Annotated in this window: 18 protein-coding genes; 1 reads left to right on the forward strand and 17 read right to left on the reverse strand. The window is 71.2% G+C overall.

Annotated features, from left to right (window positions below; all coding sequences use genetic code 11):
* Positions 1-15: 15 nt before the first annotated feature.
* From JK364_RS16930 to JK364_RS17005, 16 genes are all read right to left on the reverse strand, one after another.
* Positions 16-213, reverse strand: coding sequence for a hypothetical protein (locus JK364_RS16930; protein WP_201851927.1), 198 nt, complete (start codon positions 211-213; stop codon positions 16-18).
* Complete coding sequence (locus JK364_RS16935) at positions 213-1,301, reverse strand: hypothetical protein (RefSeq protein WP_201851928.1); 1,089 nt, start codon at positions 1,299-1,301, stop codon at positions 213-215. Before JK364_RS16935 ends, JK364_RS16930 begins: the two co-directional genes overlap by 1 nt.
* A 6-nt stretch (positions 1,302-1,307) precedes the next feature.
* Positions 1,308-2,348 (reverse strand): hypothetical protein, encoded by a 1,041-nt coding sequence (locus JK364_RS16940; protein ID WP_201851929.1) that lies wholly within the window; start codon positions 2,346-2,348, stop codon positions 1,308-1,310.
* Between the two features lie 85 nt (positions 2,349-2,433).
* On the reverse strand, positions 2,434-3,342 hold the full coding sequence (locus tag JK364_RS16945) for a phage distal tail protein (protein WP_201851930.1): 909 nt from the start codon (positions 3,340-3,342) through the stop codon (positions 2,434-2,436).
* A gap of 1 nt (position 3,343) precedes the next feature.
* Entirely contained in the window at positions 3,344-4,501 is a 1,158-nt protein-coding gene (locus JK364_RS16950; protein ID WP_201851931.1) for a phage tail family protein, read from the reverse strand.
* Positions 4,502-4,521: 20 nt separating this feature from the next.
* Entirely contained in the window at positions 4,522-5,232 is a 711-nt protein-coding gene (locus JK364_RS16955; RefSeq protein WP_201851932.1) for a hypothetical protein, read from the reverse strand.
* 18 nt (positions 5,233-5,250) lie between these two features.
* Positions 5,251-5,640, reverse strand: a complete 390-nt coding sequence (locus JK364_RS16960; protein WP_201851933.1) for a hypothetical protein — start codon at positions 5,638-5,640, stop codon at positions 5,251-5,253.
* Positions 5,641-5,654: 14 nt separating this feature from the next.
* A complete protein-coding gene (locus JK364_RS16965) occupies positions 5,655-5,945 on the reverse strand; it encodes a hypothetical protein (RefSeq protein WP_201851934.1) in 291 nt (96 codons plus the stop codon).
* A gap of 49 nt (positions 5,946-5,994) precedes the next feature.
* On the reverse strand, positions 5,995-6,570 hold the full coding sequence (locus JK364_RS16970) for a phage tail tube protein (protein WP_201851935.1): 576 nt from the start codon (positions 6,568-6,570) through the stop codon (positions 5,995-5,997).
* Positions 6,571-6,624: 54 nt separating this feature from the next.
* Positions 6,625-7,032 (reverse strand): hypothetical protein, encoded by a 408-nt coding sequence (locus JK364_RS16975; RefSeq protein ID WP_201851936.1) that lies wholly within the window; start codon positions 7,030-7,032, stop codon positions 6,625-6,627.
* A gap of 166 nt (positions 7,033-7,198) precedes the next feature.
* Entirely contained in the window at positions 7,199-7,396 is a 198-nt protein-coding gene (locus JK364_RS16980) for a helix-turn-helix domain-containing protein (protein ID WP_201851937.1), read from the reverse strand.
* Positions 7,393-7,893, reverse strand: a complete 501-nt coding sequence (locus JK364_RS16985; RefSeq protein WP_230992089.1) for a hypothetical protein — start codon at positions 7,891-7,893, stop codon at positions 7,393-7,395. Before JK364_RS16985 ends, JK364_RS16980 begins: the two co-directional genes overlap by 4 nt.
* Before the next feature lie 329 nt (positions 7,894-8,222).
* Positions 8,223-9,017, reverse strand: a complete 795-nt coding sequence (locus JK364_RS16990) for an SDR family NAD(P)-dependent oxidoreductase (protein ID WP_201851938.1) — start codon at positions 9,015-9,017, stop codon at positions 8,223-8,225.
* Between the two features lie 110 nt (positions 9,018-9,127).
* On the reverse strand, positions 9,128-11,653 hold the full coding sequence (locus JK364_RS16995; protein ID WP_201851939.1) for a beta-glucosidase family protein: 2,526 nt from the start codon (positions 11,651-11,653) through the stop codon (positions 9,128-9,130).
* Positions 11,654-11,899: 246 nt separating this feature from the next.
* A complete protein-coding gene (locus JK364_RS17000) occupies positions 11,900-13,042 on the reverse strand; it encodes an amidase domain-containing protein (protein WP_201851940.1) in 1,143 nt (380 codons plus the stop codon).
* Positions 13,043-13,173: 131 nt separating this feature from the next.
* Entirely contained in the window at positions 13,174-14,397 is a 1,224-nt protein-coding gene (locus JK364_RS17005) for a cytochrome P450 (RefSeq protein WP_201851941.1), read from the reverse strand.
* A gap of 174 nt (positions 14,398-14,571) precedes the next feature.
* Here JK364_RS17005 and JK364_RS17010 point away from each other — a divergent pair, with 174 nt between their 5' ends.
* A complete protein-coding gene (locus JK364_RS17010) occupies positions 14,572-15,180 on the forward strand; it encodes a TetR/AcrR family transcriptional regulator (RefSeq protein ID WP_201851942.1) in 609 nt (202 codons plus the stop codon).
* Positions 15,181-15,245: 65 nt separating this feature from the next.
* On the opposite strand, the gene JK364_RS17015 is transcribed toward JK364_RS17010, so the two are convergent.
* Complete coding sequence (locus tag JK364_RS17015) at positions 15,246-15,731, reverse strand: hypothetical protein (RefSeq protein WP_201851943.1); 486 nt, start codon at positions 15,729-15,731, stop codon at positions 15,246-15,248.
* Positions 15,732-15,780: the final 49 nt, after the last annotated feature.

The following is a 15,780-nucleotide window of genomic DNA, read 5'->3' on the forward strand; positions in this document are numbered from 1 at the left end:
CGCCGGGACCGGACGTCAGGGTCCCGTGGCCGTGCCGCCGGGCCGCGGTGGTTCGTCCTCGGACGTTTCCTGAGCCCGCGGCGGTGGCGGCTCGGTGGCGGCCAGGGCCGTCGGCGTCCCGCCGGGCTTGCTGTTGACGTAGGTGGTGAGCCGGTGCACCTGACGTTCCAGGGCCCTGATCCGGTCCACGATGTCCTCGGGCAGGTTCGCCATCAGTCTGCCTCCTCCAGATACAGATCGGCGGTCTCCGGACGTCCCCGCTCCGGGGCGGTGACCTTGATGCCGACGACGCGGTAGCGGGCGTCCAGCCCCTCGGAGAACCACACGTCCTTGACGCGCAGCCGCACGGTCGCGCCGAGCAGCGCGGGCGTGGTGCCCGAGCCGAGGCGGATCCGTACCGAGGGGATGACCACCGTGCCGCGCAGCGCGGCGAGTTCGGACCGGGCGAACGCGTCGAGCGTCGCCTTGTCGGTGACGTTGCTGTGGTCGGACGAGGTGTCCAGGCGGGGGAACCCGGCCGCGAGGAGATCCTCGGCCACCTGTTCCCCGGACATCACCGGGCCGCCCGCCCCGCCCTCCGGAGTGCCGCCCCTGGCCCGCGCGGTCGTCCCGCCGCGCGTGGCATCGCGAGGGAAGGAGTACGACAGCACATCGCCCGGCAGATCCAGCATCACCGGCTGGCTGCCCACCCGGATCGTCGGAGAGCCCAGCTGGAGCAGCTTCACCCGCCGCCCGGTCACCGGATCCCGGTACACCGCGATCCGGTGCTCGAAACCCGGCTCCATCGCCGCGAGTTGACCGATCGCCTCCTCCACCAGGGTCTCGTCACCGTCGGTGTAGGCCACCGTACGGGCCGCGGTGGGGGCCGTCGGCTGGTACTCCACGCCGATGTGGCCGCCCTCGGACCCCTGCATGTAGTCCCACAGCCGGCGGACGATCTCCAGATGGTCGAGCGCGGTGAAGCTCAGATTCGCGCGGATGTAGCGACGGCCCGCGTAGGAGTCGAAGGTGGCCGCCTGCAGCCCGACCGTGGTGAGGCCCCGGTCGTCCGTGGCCGGGGTCAGCGTCCAGACGATGCCACCCCAGCAGACCTCGTCACCCCGCTCCAGATAGACGGCGGTGCGCCCCTCCACCAGCTCCCGCACCCGCCGGGCCATCCGGGCGTCGGGCACCGGAAGGGTCGCGGTCAGGGATCCCGGCTTGCCGAGGTAGTCGTCGTACTCCACCTCCCGCAGGGGCAGTACATCGATGGCCTGGTCGGTGCGCAGATCGGTGAAGACGGCGCGATAGCGGGCGTCCACGGCGCCTCACGCCACCGGGTCCACGCGGACGAAGCGGTTGTCGAAGTGCACACGCGTCCCCGCGACCGAGGAACGGTACGCGGCGGTCGCCGTGTAGACGGCGCCCGGGGTGAGGTTCCCCACCGGGAAACAGGTGGAGATCGAGGCCCGCCCGGCACCGTCGAGGATCGCCGCCCGGTCGTCGGACGGGGCGAGCACCTCGGTGCCGCTCTGCGTCCTGAGCCGGAACGAGATGTACGCGGTGGCGTTCCCGTCGGCGGCCGTGAAGGCACCGAAGGTGAGGGACACCCAGCGCGAGTACGGCGCGGTGAAGGTGGCGGTGAGCGTGGCGACGGTGTCGGTGAGCATTTCCTGATAGGTGGCGGCGGTGGTGGCACCCCAGTCCGCGGTGTGCCGGAGTATGGTGTCCGGAATGTACTTCGCCCACTGGGCGCCGTCCCAGCGCTCCAGCCGGCCGCCCGCGTCGCGGTACTGCCCGGCATACGCCCCGTTGTGCGGCGCGCCGCCCGCGGCGGGGACGATGCCGCCGAGCGCCGCGGTGTAGCGGCGGCGGTCGGTGATGGCGGAGGCCCAGGCGATGCCCTTGGCCGCGGACGCCCCGGCGGGGACGGCGATCTCGTAGAGAAGCTCCGCGTTCTTGGGCACGGCCGGGGCGGTGGGGGAGCCGGCCGGGGTGCCCTGGAGGAGTTCCAGAGCGGCCTCGTACTTGCCGGAGCCGTCGTAGTCGTTGTCGTAGACCCGTACGACGAGCGCGTCCACACGGGGCAGACTGGCGTGCCCATCGGCGACGGTCAGCAGGGTGTCGGAGTCGACGGTGACCGGATAGCCGCCCTGCGATCCGGTGGAGGTTCCCGGGATCCACACCTGGCCCGGGGAGAGCTTGGCCTGCATACCGGTGGCGGTGGTGCCGGTGAGCTGCAGCCCGCCGAACACGCATCCCGCCCGGGTCAGCAGCGGTCCGGCGGACGCCATGCCGAGGCTGACGGCCAGCCGGGTGTCCTCACGGGTCTGGCCGGTGGGCGGATGCCAGGCGGAACGGACGGTCATAAGACGGCTCCCACGGTCATCGGAGAACTCCTTGTGGTCGTACGGTCGTTAAGGATCGGGGCGGATGATGGGGCGGCGTGGCGCCTCACCACTCGGCGCGGCGCCAGGTGATCGTGGCGGTGGCTCCCTCCCCTCCCGACGCCGCGCGGAAGGACAGCTGCGAGGTCCCGGACGGCAGGGTGAACGACTCCTCCGGGGCGCTGCCCGGTGTGGCGGTGTGGCGGCGCGACGCGGTGCCGTTGAACATCACGGTTCCCTCGGCGGTGTCGACGACCAGTTCGTCGTCCGGGGCGAGGGTGATCGCGTACTCCAGCCAGTCGCCGCTGGTCCGGTTGGCCAGCCGCGGCCGGGTGCACGGCCCGGTGAAGGCGATCACCGGATGGGCGGGTGCGCTGCCGTCGTTCTCCACCGCGAGATCGCCGGTGGAACCGGGCGCGCCCCAGGCCAGCGGCCAGCTGAGCGACCAGGCCAGCCCCGCCTCCGGCTGGGGGAGCCCGGCGGTGTCCCGCCGCCCCACCGCCTCGTAACGGCGCGGATCGCTCGCCTTCCACTGGAGCGTCATCTTCGCCAGCCGGCTCGCGGTGAACTGCCGGTCGGTGGGGACCACGCGCTGGGTGACCCGGGCCCGTACGGCCAGCGTCTCGCCGTGCAGACGTACGGCCAGCCACTCCTCCTCGTCGCGTACGGCGGTGGCGGCCCGCAGCGCGCGCAGAGCGTCCCGCACCGCCTCCGGCCCGGCGTCCGGATCGGGTGCGAACCACACCTGCGCGGTGACCGTACGGGCCTGCGCCCACTGTGAACCCGGCCAGCCGCCGTGACCCACCGGGCGGTCCGCGTCGGAGGTGTCCAGCGCGGGCAACTCCTCCCAGCCGGTGAGCCCTTCGGCCGCGATCCAGTAGTCGGTGCCGGGACCCATGAGAAGCCCGGCCCACTGCACCTGCCCATCGGTGGTGATGAGCGGCCCCGGCTCGGCGGCGGTGGTCTCGTCCGCCATGTCACCCCCTCGCCTTCATCAGGAACATCAGGTCCTCGGCGGTCTGCCGGGCGCTGCCGCCCGGGGCTTCGTGGTAGTGCTCGATGACGAATCCGCCGCCCGGCCTGCCGGATCCCGCCAGGGCGGGCGTGGGCCCGGTGCGGGCGAGCAGCGTGCTCAGCCGGTTCAGCGGCAGCACCGCCTCGGCCTGCCCGCCCTCGGCGAGCAGCGCGAGCGTGCCACCGGGGCGCGGCAGCACGATGCCGCCCTGGGCGAGCGTGGGGATGGTGGGGATGTTCACCCCGAACGACTGGCCACCGATCCCCGGCACCCAGGAGGGCACCGAGACCTTGACCCGGTTCAGCGCGCCGATCGCCCGGTTGACCAGCCCGATCACCCCGTTGAGCGGCCCACGCACCGCCCCGAGCACGGCGCTGAACGCACCCCGGACGATGCTCGCCAGCCCGCTGAAGGCGCGCTGGATGCCGTTACGGGCGGAGCGGAAGGCGCCCGGGATCCGCTCCGAGAAGAAGGACAGCAGGGGCCGGACCACGGCCATGATGGCGTGGATGACCGTGGTGATGATGGTCTTGTAGATGTTGAAGTACGTCTTCACGACGGTCCAGATGACCTTCAGTACGACCGTGAACGCCGTCTTGATGCCGTTCCAGGTCGTCTCCACCACCTGTTTCGCCACGCGCATCGTGGTGCCGATGACCTGGCCGATGATTTTGAAGGCGGCCTGGACGATGCGCTGGACCGTCTTGGACTGCATGGCCATGTCGACGAGCTTCATGATCAGCGGCATCAGCAGGGCCATGATGGCCCCGAACACGTTTGACTTCATGGCGGTGTTCAGGCCCTTCTGGGCCGTTGTCACCCCCTGGAGCCCCGTCTTCATCCGCCCCATCAGCCCACCCCCGGTCGCCGCGCCGCGGCCGGCGGTGGTCATGGAGCGGCCGCTCTTGGCCACGCTGCGCTCGGCGGCGTTGGCTTCCCGCTGCAGGGTGCGCATGGAGTTGGCCGATTTGTCGATGTCGCCCTTGACCCGGCCTACGGCGCCGGACGCTCCGGTGACGGAGCCGCGCAATCTGGCGACGGTGGTATCGGCCTGGCGAGCCGAGGTCGTGAAGTTCCGCAGGGCGCCGACGGACGACCGCAGGGCGGCCACGAGCGACATAGCATCCTCCTCGATATAGGTCAGGAGCCGAGCTCACGCCGGAGGCTCGCGGCCCGCGTTTCCAGCGTCCGCATTCCCTGGTCCAGGGCGTTCATATGGCTGACGGTCTCCCGGCGCGTGCTTCTCGCCTCCTGCTCGGCCTGAGCGATGCGATGCGCTGCCGACACGACTCGCTGTCGGCTGCCTTCGACCCTCCCCCGGGCCTGCTGGGCGCGGCGCTCCGCTCCCTCCAGCGCGCGCAACTCCCGGCTCAGCGCCTCCTCGCGGAAGCGTTGCTCGCCGTACAGCGCGCGACTGTCGCCGCCGGGCTGGGCGCGGCGCTGCCGGGTCTCCTCCAGATCGCGGCGGCGTTGTTCGACACGCTGCAACTGCTCCTGGAAGCGGTTCACGGCGCCTTGCAGACGGTCGGTGCGCTGTTCCAGCTTCCGCTCGGCGACCTGCAACCGCTCATCGGGTGTGCGCATATGGCGCCAGGTCACGACCTGGCGGCCGGCCACGAACACCCCGGTCTCATCGACCTTCAGCAGGGAGAACCCGATGCTCGCCGCAGCCACGGCCCCCAGGACGCCGGCCAGATCGGACTTGCCGAGACCCGGCTCGATCTTCGGCTTGTAGGTCTGTATGAAGGTGTCCTGCTCCTTCTGCATTCGCGCGAGCGTGGCGTTGGTGGCCGTCATGCGGCGCTTCAGCTGGACAATGGCCGTCTCGGTGCGCTCTTGGAAATCGCTCACGTACCCTCCTGCGCGGGGTCACCCGAAGAACCGCGCCAACTCCGCCGCCGTCGGCGCGTGGCCGTCGGCGGCCTGGTCGGCGGGCGGGCCGTCGGACGTATCGGCGGCCCCCGGCCTCGGCACCGGGGCCGGTGCCTCCGGCGGGTCCGCGTATTCGTCGCGGTTGGCCGACGCGAACATCCAGTTGGCGATGGCCAAGTGGTCCACGACCGCCGCCAGCAGATGATCGGTCAGCCCCCATTCCGCGGCCTCGCCCTCCCGCGCCCGTACGAACGCCGAGTCCGGCGGAAGGTGGCGGACCAGGACCGCCAGGCGCCGTGAGGACAGCGCCTCGCGGTGCCAGTCGAGCAGGTCGACGCCGTAGTACCGCAGCAGATCGGCCTCCAGCGCCTCGGCGTGCTCCTCCACGAGCGCGCCGAGGCTCAGCCTTCCCCCACGCCGAGCCCGGTGTCCTCGCCGTAGGCCTCGAGGATCGCGGCGATGTCCTGCACGCTCACCTCGTGTGCGCACAGCCGCTGGTAGCTCTCCTCGCCCATGAGGAGGGCGAGCAGCCCGTCCAGGTCGTTGTCCTTCAGCTCGGCCAGCGCGTGCGCCGAGCGGCGGGGGATCTCGGTGGGCAGGGAGAACGTCTCCCCGTCCACTTCGAAGTCCCAGGTCAGGCCCAGCGCTTCCAGGCGCTGGGCGCGGGCGGCGTTGACGTTGAACGCAGGCATGGCGGCGGTTCCTTCGCGGTCGACGTGGCGGGGAGTGGCGGGCAGGGGGTCAGGACGCGGCGAACGCCGGGTCGTTCATCAGCCAGGTGGCCAGCGGGGTGTCGTTGTCCACGGCCAGTGCCGTGAAGGTGACCCCGAGCCGGACCGCGGCCGTGCGGGTGAGCTGGAGTTCCTCGGTCTCGGTGACCTGGCCGCGGCGGAGGACGAACCGGTACTTGATGACATCGCCGTCGGCGAATTCCACGCCCAGCATCCGCTCGTCCTGCTTCGGCTCGGCGGCGAGTTCGTAGCGGTACACCTTTGAACCGGCCTCCGTCTCCGCCACCACAGCGCCGCCGAAGAAGAACGGCAGGGTGTCCTCGTTGAGCTGGAGCAGCTGGAACTTCACGGTGAGGTCGCGGTCGGAGTAGACGAACCGGGCCGGGCTGACCGACTGCCAGGTGTCCACCGGGTCGATCTTGTCCTTCTTGTTGAACTTGATGCCGTCGGTGGTGGTGTACCCGAGGTCCTTCCAGCCCGCCGCCCACGCGGTGGAGACATCGGCCGGGACGGTGGTGCCGAGCGGGGCGGTGAGGATGCGGCCGGTGCCCGCGACGCGGATCTCATTGGGGTTCATTCCGGGCATGCGATTGCTCCTTGTGGCGTGGTGATGAGGGCGAACGGTCGGCTGGTACGCGGCCTACGCCGGGCGGACGGAGAGCCGGGCCGTGGACACGTAGCGGCTGGCGGCGGCGTGCAGATAGTCGGGCAGCCACCGGGGGCCGTCCACCTCGGAGACATCGGTGACAAAGGCGGTGCCGAACGTGGTGCCGCGCACCGTGAACAGCGCCGTACGGGCGGCCGTGGCGATGGTGTGGGCCGTGGGCTTGTCCGGGCCGTACACCTCGAGGTCGACCAGCGGCTGGTCCAGATGGATGTCCTCGACCCAGACGCCGCCGGCCCGGGAGACCAGCACGGCCCTCTGGGTCCCGTCGAAGTCCGGCGGGGTCCGGTTGTCCACGAGTACCCCGGCCAGTTCGGGGCGGTTCTTCAGATGCTCGACGACGAGGCGTTCGACGTCGGGAAAGATCACCAAGGGCTCGGTCATGCGCGCACTCCTTGCTGTGGTCAGGGGCTGCGCACAGCGAAAAGCGGCGGGGCCGTGGCCCCTCCAGGGGGCACAGCTCCGCCGCTGGCACCAAGTGTGATGCACCGGATGCCCATTGACAACCACTTGTCGTCACTTATGCCTAGATGACCATGGGTCCCGCAGGTCACGTATGTCGTCGTGTGGCCCGCTCGGCCGCGAACACATCCTCCAGCCGATAGAGGAACGCCTTGCCCTGACGCCCCGCGGGCCGCAGATGCTTCAGCTGCACCCACTTGCGGATGGTGGCCGGGGTGACGCCCACCTCCGCGGCGGCCACGGCGGCGGTCAGCAACGGATACTCGGGCGCCTGTATGGTCCTCATCGGCTCACCGCCGCGACGGTGGAACCTCCGCCCAGGGCGGCGGTGATCTCCTCCAGGGCGAGCGCGCCGCCGGCCGCCAGCTCCGCCCACTCGCCCTCCGGCCAGGAGTGCCGGTGTGCCCGGTCCGCGTGGCAGCCGCACCCGGTGTGCGGGCAGCGGCAGCCGGGGTTGATGCACAGCACCGCACGGCGCAGTGGAAAGGCCCGCAGCGAGACCGAGGCGCACAGCGGGCACCGGCCGCGCAGCCGGACCACGGGCTCGGCGTCCCCGAGCGTGCCCGAGCAGCGCCGCGCCAGTCCGCTGACCTCGTCCAGCAGATGGCGCATCAGCACCGGGTCGGCCTCGACCCGTTCCAGGAGCCCCGCGAGACGGGCCAGTCTGACCTCGACCGTCCCCCTGCCCGCGGGTGGCAGCCCGAGCCGGTCGTGCACGGCCTCCTCCAGCTCCACGACGCCGTCGGTGATGTCGCGTACGGTATCGGAGACCCGCAGGCGCAACGGCTCCGAGGGCCCGTGACGATCGGCGCCTCCCCGCTGCCGACCGAGGCCGGGCCGGTGCGGGGAGGGCGTCAACTCCGCCCGGAGCTCGGGGAATTGCCGCCTCAGAACGGTGATCCAGTGGCTCGCTCTGATGCGGTCAGGATGCGCAAGTGCGTCATTGCTCAACAGAACCCCCCAGGTTGTCTGCTTCTTCGCTCCTTAGGGACCCCCGGTCCACGCGGAACGGTTCCCACCGGAAGGGCGCGCGGAAGCGGGGATCAGGGGGCGCCGAAGCAGGCGTCAGGAAGGCGCCGCGGTGAGTGTCAGGGGAGGCGCCGCGGTGAGTGTCAGGGGAGGATCGAGTCGACGTAGCCGCCGTCCACGCGCACGGCCCCGCCGGTGGTGGCCGAGGCGAATGTGGAGCTCAGGTAGACCGCCATGTTGGCGATCTCCTCGGGCTCGATCAGCCGCTGGATCAGCGACTGCGGCCGGTACTTGGCCATGAACTCCCGCTGCGCCTCGTCCCAGGGCAGCTCCGGGTCCACCAGCTCGTACACGAAGTCCTCGACCCCGCCGGTGTGGGTCGGCCCGGCGATCAGCGAGTTGACCGTGACCCCGGTACCGGCCGCGTCCTTGGCGAAGCCGCGGGTGACGGCGAGCAGTGCGGTCTTCGACATCCCGTAGTGGATCATCTCAGCGGGGATGACGACGGCGGAGTCACTGGCCACGTTCATGATCCGGCCCCAGGAGCGGTCCTTCATCCCGGGCAGGAAGCTCCGGATCATCCGGACGGAGGCCAGGACGTTCACCTCGAAATAGCGCCGCCACTCATCGTCGCTGATCTCCAGCGGCGGAGTGGTCCCGAAGATGCCGAGGTTGTTGACCAGGACATCGGTGTCCGGCACCGCATCGATGACCTGGCGGGCGCCGTCATCGGTGGTGATGTCGCCGGGGGCGGAGACGAACGAGCCGCCCTCGGTGTCCTCCTCCAGCTTCTGGATGGCGGCCTCGACGGACTCCTGGCGGCGCCCGTTGACGGCGACACGGGCACCCGCCCGCGCCAGCCCGGCGGCGATGGCGAATCCGATGCCCTGCGTGGAGCCGGTGACCAGGGCGGTCCTACCGGAAAGGTCGATCTGCACGGCGCTCCTTCGTCGATGCCTTATTGCTTGCGTGCGCCTTTAGTTGCACACGCGCCATACTAGCGTAGCCCGAGGCGACGACGGCCGTGGCCGCTCAGGACCGTGGCCGCTCAGGACCCATGGCGGACCTCGATATGCCCCCGCAGCCTCGGATCGCGTGAGGAGGAGCCCACTTCCACGGTCCGGCGCCCGGTGCCCAGTACCCATCCATGGCGTTCGGAGTCCCAGGAGGACAGCGTCCGGGCGGCCATCCGCACCGTCACCTTCCGCGCCTGGCCGGGCCGCAGATGGACGCGCCGGAATCCCGCCAGGGACCGCTCGGCCTGGTCGAGCGGCAGATCGGGTGAGGGCCCCACATACACCTGGGCCACCTCCGCCCCGGCCCGCCGCCCGGTGTTGCGCACGGTGAAGACCGCCTCCAGGCCGCTTCCGCGCCGCCGCAGCCGCAGGCCCGCATAGGCGAAGGTGGTGTACGACAGGCCGTGGCCGAAGGGGAAGAGGGGCCGCACCCCCTCGGCGTCGTACCAGCGATAGCCGACGTGGACACCTTCGGAGTACTCCTCGCGGCCGTTCACCCCGGGGTAGCGCCGGGGGTCTCCGGCCATCGGATGGCGGTCGTCGGAGACGGGGAAGGACTGGGTGAGCCTGCCGCCGGGGTTGGCGTCGCCGAAGAGCAGGGCGGTGGTGGCGGCGGCGCCCTCCTGGCCCGGGTAGTACATCTGGAGGACGGCGCCGGTGCGCTTCAGCCAGGGCATCGAGGTGCACGAGGAGGTGTTGAGGACGACGGTCGTGCGCGGATTGGCCTTGGCGACGGCGGCGATCAGCGCGTTCTGGTGGCCGGGGAGGGCGATGGTGGTGCGGTCCCGGCCCTCGGTGGCGTCCTCGTAGCCGAAGAGCACCACGCTGTGCGCGGCGCGGGCGGCACACACCGCCTCGGCCACGTCGGCGGCGCGCGTGGCGGAGGTGGTGCGGCGCAGCCGGAAGGTCAGCCCCTTCGCGCCGCCCTTGGCGGTGACCTTCAGCCGGTGTTTCCCCGCCGTCAGCCTGACGGCCGCCCGGCGCACGGCGAGGCCGTCCGGGGCGGCGCTGACGAGGCCACCGGTGAAGTACTCGGCCAAGCCGGGCCGGAACGGGAACAGCTCCTCGCCGTCCAGCAGCACCTTCGGGCGGCCGGTGGGCGGACCGCTGAAGTGCAGGACGAACGTCCACTCATCGGCCTCGGCCACGGTGAGGGTGCCGTCGTACGCCCAGCTCCTGCCCGCCGCCACCTTCCGCTTCTGCAGCCCGGTGGCCGGGGAGAGCGCGGAGCTGGGGATCTTCTTGCCGAACACGTCCTCGCCCAGGGCGTAGTCGACCCGGGCCCCCTTTCCGGCGCGCTCCCGGATCGTCTCCAGTGGGCTCGCGGCGTGGTCGGGGACCACATGGGCGCTGCCGCCGCCACTGACGAAGGGGATGGAGCCGGTGGGCCCGACCACGGCGATCGACCGGGCGGCGGACCCGGTCAGCGGCAGTGTGCCGCGCTCGTTGCGCAGCAGGACGCCGCCCGCCGTGGCGACCTTCAGCGCGGTGCGCGCCCCGGCCCCGGGGTCCCGGCCGGGCCGCGGCGGGGCGCCGCCGTCCAGCAGGCCGAAGCGGTCCATGACGGTCAGGACGCGGCCGACCGCGCGGTCCACCCCGTCCTCCGGTACGGTCCCGTCGGCCACCGCCTTCCGCAGGGCGCCGCCGAAGTACTTTCCGTCCGGCATCTCCATGTCGAGCCCGGCGCCGAGGGCCGCCGCGGTGCTGTGGGCGGCGTGCCAGTCGGTCATCACCCAGCCGTCGAAGCCCCAGTCCTCGCGCAGCACCCCGGTCAGCAGCGGCCCGCTCTCGCAGGCGAAGGCCCCGTTGACCTTGTTGTAGGCGCCCATGACCGCGCCCGCGCCCGCCCGTACGGCCGCCTCGAAGCCGGGCAGCTCCATCTCCCGCATCGTCCGCTCGCCGACGATGACATCGATCGACTCCCGCTCGTGCTCCTGGTTGTTCATGGCGAAGTGCTTGACGGTGGCGATCAGGCCCTCGCCCTGGATACCGCGCACCTCCTCGGCCACCAGCTCGGAGGCGAGCAGCGGGTCCTCGCCGAAGGTCTCGAAGTTGCGCCCGGCGTACGGGGTGCGAATGAGATTGACCATGGGGGAGAGCAGTACGTCCTGGCCCAGCGCACGGCCCTCGCGCCCGATGACGCGCCCGTACTCCCGCGCCAGGGCCGGATCGAAGGCGGAGGCGAGCAGCACCGGCGCGGGCAGCGCGGTGGCATGCCGGGTGACCCGTACGCCGGCGGGCCCGTCCGCGAGCCGGAGTGGCGGAATGCCGAGCCGGGGGACACCGGGGGTGTACCCCGCCTGCCCGAGGCCGCGGGGATCCTTCGCGCCGTGCAGCAGCGCGAGCTTCTCCTCGAGCGTCATCCGGCCGATGAGGGAGTCCACCCGGGAGCCGGGACCTGGGGCGTGCCCAGTGGCGGAATCGGGGCCGGAAGCGGCCGCGGCGGCGGCCGCGGGCCATCCGCCGCCACCGGTTGCGACGACCCCACCGGTCGCGGCGACGGCCATCGCCCCTCCCAGGAAGGACAGGGCGGAACGGCGTGACAGGGCGCCCGGCATGGCGTCACTCCATCTCTCGCGGCTCGAAGACGTGTGTGTACGCAGGCGTGCTGACGTGGCTCGGTGTCCGTCGGGTGAACACCGTGCGGACATCACATCACGGGGTCGGCCGCGGCTGAGCCGGTCGGCCGACCGTCGGCGCGCCGCGCCGAAGCGCGGCAGAGCGGAGTCCGGGCGAAAACGCGGTGGACCCCGCCCGGGGGCGGGGTCCACTGTCACGGGGAGATACGGGTGCGTGCTGGTGCCTCAGGTGCGGTAGGCGTAGTAGAGCGAGTTCGGGTACGAGGCGATGATGCTCGCCACGGACTTCCGGTAGGTGTTCACCGAGTGGTAGGTCATGTACGGCACACCGCTGGAGCTCCGGTAGGTGACGATCATGGTGTGGTCCTTGGACCCGTCCTTGTCGAAGTCCATCTGCATGACGTCACCGACGCCCATGTAGTAGACGTTCGCCAGGTTGGTGGCCCGCTTGGCGTCCAGGGTGAACCAGGACCACTCGTTGGCGCCCACCCAGGACGTCGACTGGTACGAGGTGTCGTACCACCAGCTGCGGTAGTCCTCGGAGTCGCCGGACTTGTTGGCCCAGCCGCCCGCCTTCAGGGCCTGGCTCACGAAGTTGGTGCAGTCCCCACCGGCCTCGTTGAACTTCCGGTAGGCGGGGTTGTAGTTCTGCCAGTACTTCTCCGCGTACGAGGCCATCGCCGCGTAGTTGTAGCTTCCGGCGGGCTTCGTCTGCGGCTGGGACGGCTTGGAGATGGCGGCGGGCGTCGCCTCGGGGAGGGCCGTCGTCCGGGCCGTCGCCACCCGCGCCGTGGCGGGCTCGTTGACCGCCAGCGGGCCGTCGTCGGTCGAGGTGAGGCCGGTCAGCTGCCACTTCCCGTCCGCCGTGGCGGCGAAGCTCAGCCGGTGGTGTGCCTGGAAGCCGGTGGTCGCGGGCTCGTCGCCGCGTATCTTCCGGTAGGCCAGCGTCGTGGTCTCGGTGGCCTGGACCGTGGCGTGTCCGGCCTCGACCCGTATCCGGTCCACCGCCACCCGGGTGTCGGCGGAGGTGTATGCCTCGCCCAGAGCCGCGAGCCGCGCCTTGCGGGTGTGCAGCGTGGACAGCGCGGTGTCCTCGGTCCTGGTCTGCCCGGCCGACAGGCGGACGTTCTTCTCGGCGAGCGGGGCCGCGCGCCGCACCGAACGCTTGTTGTTGTCCAGCAGAGCCGCCGTGCGCTGGGTCAGCACCGCGTCGGCCAGCCGTCCGAAGGACCGCGCGGTCGCGGTGTCCACGGTGCCGGCCGCCGCCGGGCTCTCCGCCGCGCTGGCGGCGGAGGCGGGCAGGACCACGGCGGACAGGGCCGCCGTCAGCACGGCCCCCACGGCGGATCTGAAGGTCGTTGACTTCACGTGTATTTCCCCTCCACACTCCCGGACCGGACGGGCCGGGGTCACCGAATCATCACATGAACTTCGCGTCTGTGGAGCTCATGTGATGATTTCGGGTGTGCGGAGGCCGGGCCAGATCCGGCCCGGCGCCGTCACCAGGTGACGGGCAGTTCGTGGGCTCCGTAAATGATCATGTCGCTGCGCATCCGGACCTCCTCCGGGGGCACGGCGAGCCGCAGCCCCGGGAACCGGCGGAGCAGTCCGCGGTAGCCCGCCACCAGCTCGATCCTGGCCAGATGCTGCCCCAGACACTGATGGATGCCGTAGCCGAAGGCGAGGTGGCTGCTGCGGGGACGCCCTACGTCGAGCGTGTCCGGGTCGTCCACCAGCGCCGGGTCCCGGTTCGCCGCCGGGACCGAGACGGCCACGGACTGGCCCGCCGCGACGGTGACACCGCCGACGACGACGTCCTCCAGCGCGATGCGGACGGGGAAGGCGTTGACGATGCTCAGGTAGCGCAGCAGCTCCTCGACGGCCTGGGGCAGGAGCGACTCGTCGGCCCGCAGCCGCTCCAGCTGCTCGGGCTCGCGCAGCAGGGCGAAGGTGCCGAGGCTGAGCATGTTGGTGGTGGTCTCGTGACCGGCGATCAGCAGCAGCCCCGCGATGCCACCGATCTCCTCGTCGTCGAGCTCTTCGACGGCGGTCAGCAGGGAGATCAGATCGTCCTTCGGCTCCTTGCGCTTGGCCTCGACCAGGGTGCGCAGGAAGGTGTCGAGCTCGGTCTTCCCGGCGAGGAACTCCGCATCGGTGCGGTCCTGGCGGAGCAACTGCGCGGCGACGGACTGGAAGAGCTCCCGATCCTCGTACGGCACACCGAGCATCTCGCAGATCACCAGTGAGGGGATGGGCATGGCGAAGTGCCGCACCAGGTCGGCCGGTTTGCCCGCCGCCTCCAACGCGTCCAGCTGGTCGGCCACGATGTCCTCGATGCGGGCCTCCAGCTCCCGCATCCGACGCACCGTGAAGTACCGCGTGAGCTGGCCCCGGTAGTGGCCGTGCTCCGGCGCGTCCATGGCCAGGAACGACCCCGCCCCGCTGCTCCGGTCCCTGCGGACCGACTCGGGGACCGGCCGCATCGCGTCGTCGCCACGCCAGCGCTCGGCGCTGAACCGGGCGTCCCGCAGCACCTCCCGCGCCTCGTGATACCCCGTCACCAGCCAGCCGGTGCTGCCGCCCGCGAACCTCAGCGGGCTGATCGGCGGCCCGGTGAGCAGCGCGCGTGCCGGGTTGATGTAGTCGTCCCGCTCTTTCGGATACGAAGGGAGGTCGTGGAGATCTCGCAGGTCGTCATGGGTCGTGGGCATCGGAGCGTTCACGATGGGTCTCCTTCGTGATCCTCGAACTGTCCCGGGGCGAACGTCCCGGAGCCGTCGGCCGCGGCCTTCGATAGGGAACGCTACCGATAGGGTTCCCTACTGAACAGGGGGACTGATCGGCTACCGTACGGATCTGGCCAGGTTTCCGAACAGTTGGGGGAGAGGGGCACGCCGATGCCGCCGCAGCGGTCAAAGACCGTGGAAGCGCTGATCGTCGGGGCGGAGCGGGCGTTCGCCGAACGCGGCTTCCACGGGGCGTCGATCGGCTACATCTGCCAGTGCTCGGGCAGGACCACCGGGGCCTTCTACTCCAACTACGACAGCAAGCTGAAGCTCTTCCTCGACGTCTTCCGGCGGCACAGCGACCGCACCGCCGACTACATCGGGGAGCGGATCGACGAGATGGACACCGAGCGGGACCTGGCCCCCCAGCTCGCCCGGACCTTCGCCGAGATCTTCAACGGCGAGCACCTGGACGTCCGCTGGGTCTTCATCCACCTGGAATTCCGGCTGATGGCGCTCCGGGACGGCGATGCCGCCGCCGCGCTGGTGGATCACGAGAAGCGGTTCAGCCGCCGCATCGGCACCATGCTGGACGGGCTGTTCGACCGGGCCGGCCACCAGCCCGCCCTGCGGGGCACCGAACTGGCCGCGCTGCTCGGCGCGATGACGCGCGGCATCAAACTGGACCGGGGCATCTACGCGGCGGGCGGTGTCGACGACCCGCTCTCCACCGACCAGGTGGCGATGGCGCTGGAGGGCCTGTTCCGCTCGGTGGCCTGATGGCCGGTCCCGATCCGTTCGGTGTGGTGCTTCGTCAAGCGGCTGAACCTGATGCGTCCTGAGGGTCAGCCCGCCCTGCGGAAGCTGTCGACGGGGCCGCCGAAGCCGCCCTCCGGGCCCTTCCAGTTGATCGCCAGGGCGTCGTCGCCCTTCATCCCGACGGTGCCCTGGCCCCGCCCTCCGTCGCTGTCGCCCTTGCACGACAGGGTCAGGGAGGGCTCGTCCTCACCGCCCTTCCGGCCGGGCCCGAGCGTGCCGGTGCAGTCGAGCTTCGGGCCCTTCGCCGTGACCTTGCCGTCCGCGACGGTGAGGGTCTCCAGGTCGTCGGCGGACTTCGCCGCCACGATGGACTTCCAGGAGCCCGCCGAACGCTCCATGATCGTGCCCCGGGCCGACGGGCCGGAGCTCGGCGACTGCTGGGCGGCCTGAGTGGCCTTGGTGGCTCCGCCGCTCGGCTTCGATTCCTTCTTCCCGTCGTCGCCGCCTCCGCAGCCGCTGACGACAAGGCCGAGAATGACCGAAGTGACCGCCATGTGCACTGTCCTGCGCACGTGAATTCCTTTCCCCGTACAACTGAGCACGTCAACCTAACAGGCCCCG

Origin of the sequence: Streptomyces endocoffeicus (assembly GCF_016741935.1) — a bacterium.
Lineage (GTDB): Bacteria > Actinomycetota > Actinomycetes > Streptomycetales > Streptomycetaceae > Streptomyces > Streptomyces endocoffeicus.

Bases quoted from the DNA above. Each gene is read 5' to 3' on its own strand.
- JK364_RS17010 (WP_201851942.1), top strand. From the start codon at position 14,572: ATGCCGCCGCAGCGGTCAAAGACCGTGGAAGCGCTGATCGTCGGGGCG.
- JK364_RS16945 (WP_201851930.1), bottom strand. From the start codon at position 3,342: ATGGCGGACGAGACCACCGCCGCCGAGCCGGGGCCGCTCATCACCACC.
- JK364_RS16975 (WP_201851936.1), bottom strand. From the start codon at position 7,032: ATGACCGAGCCCTTGGTGATCTTTCCCGACGTCGAACGCCTCGTCGTC.
- JK364_RS16940 (WP_201851929.1), bottom strand. From the start codon at position 2,348: ATGACCGTCCGTTCCGCCTGGCATCCGCCCACCGGCCAGACCCGTGAG.
- JK364_RS16980 (WP_201851937.1), bottom strand. From the start codon at position 7,396: ATGAGGACCATACAGGCGCCCGAGTATCCGTTGCTGACCGCCGCCGTG.
- JK364_RS16930 (WP_201851927.1), bottom strand. From the start codon at position 213: ATGGCGAACCTGCCCGAGGACATCGTGGACCGGATCAGGGCCCTGGAA.
- JK364_RS16970 (WP_201851935.1), bottom strand. From the start codon at position 6,570: ATGCCCGGAATGAACCCCAATGAGATCCGCGTCGCGGGCACCGGCCGC.
- JK364_RS16965 (WP_201851934.1), bottom strand. From the start codon at position 5,945: ATGCCTGCGTTCAACGTCAACGCCGCCCGCGCCCAGCGCCTGGAAGCG.
- JK364_RS16950 (WP_201851931.1), bottom strand. From the start codon at position 4,501: ATGTCGCTCGTGGCCGCCCTGCGGTCGTCCGTCGGCGCCCTGCGGAAC.
- JK364_RS16995 (WP_201851939.1), bottom strand. From the start codon at position 11,653: ATGCCGGGCGCCCTGTCACGCCGTTCCGCCCTGTCCTTCCTGGGAGGG.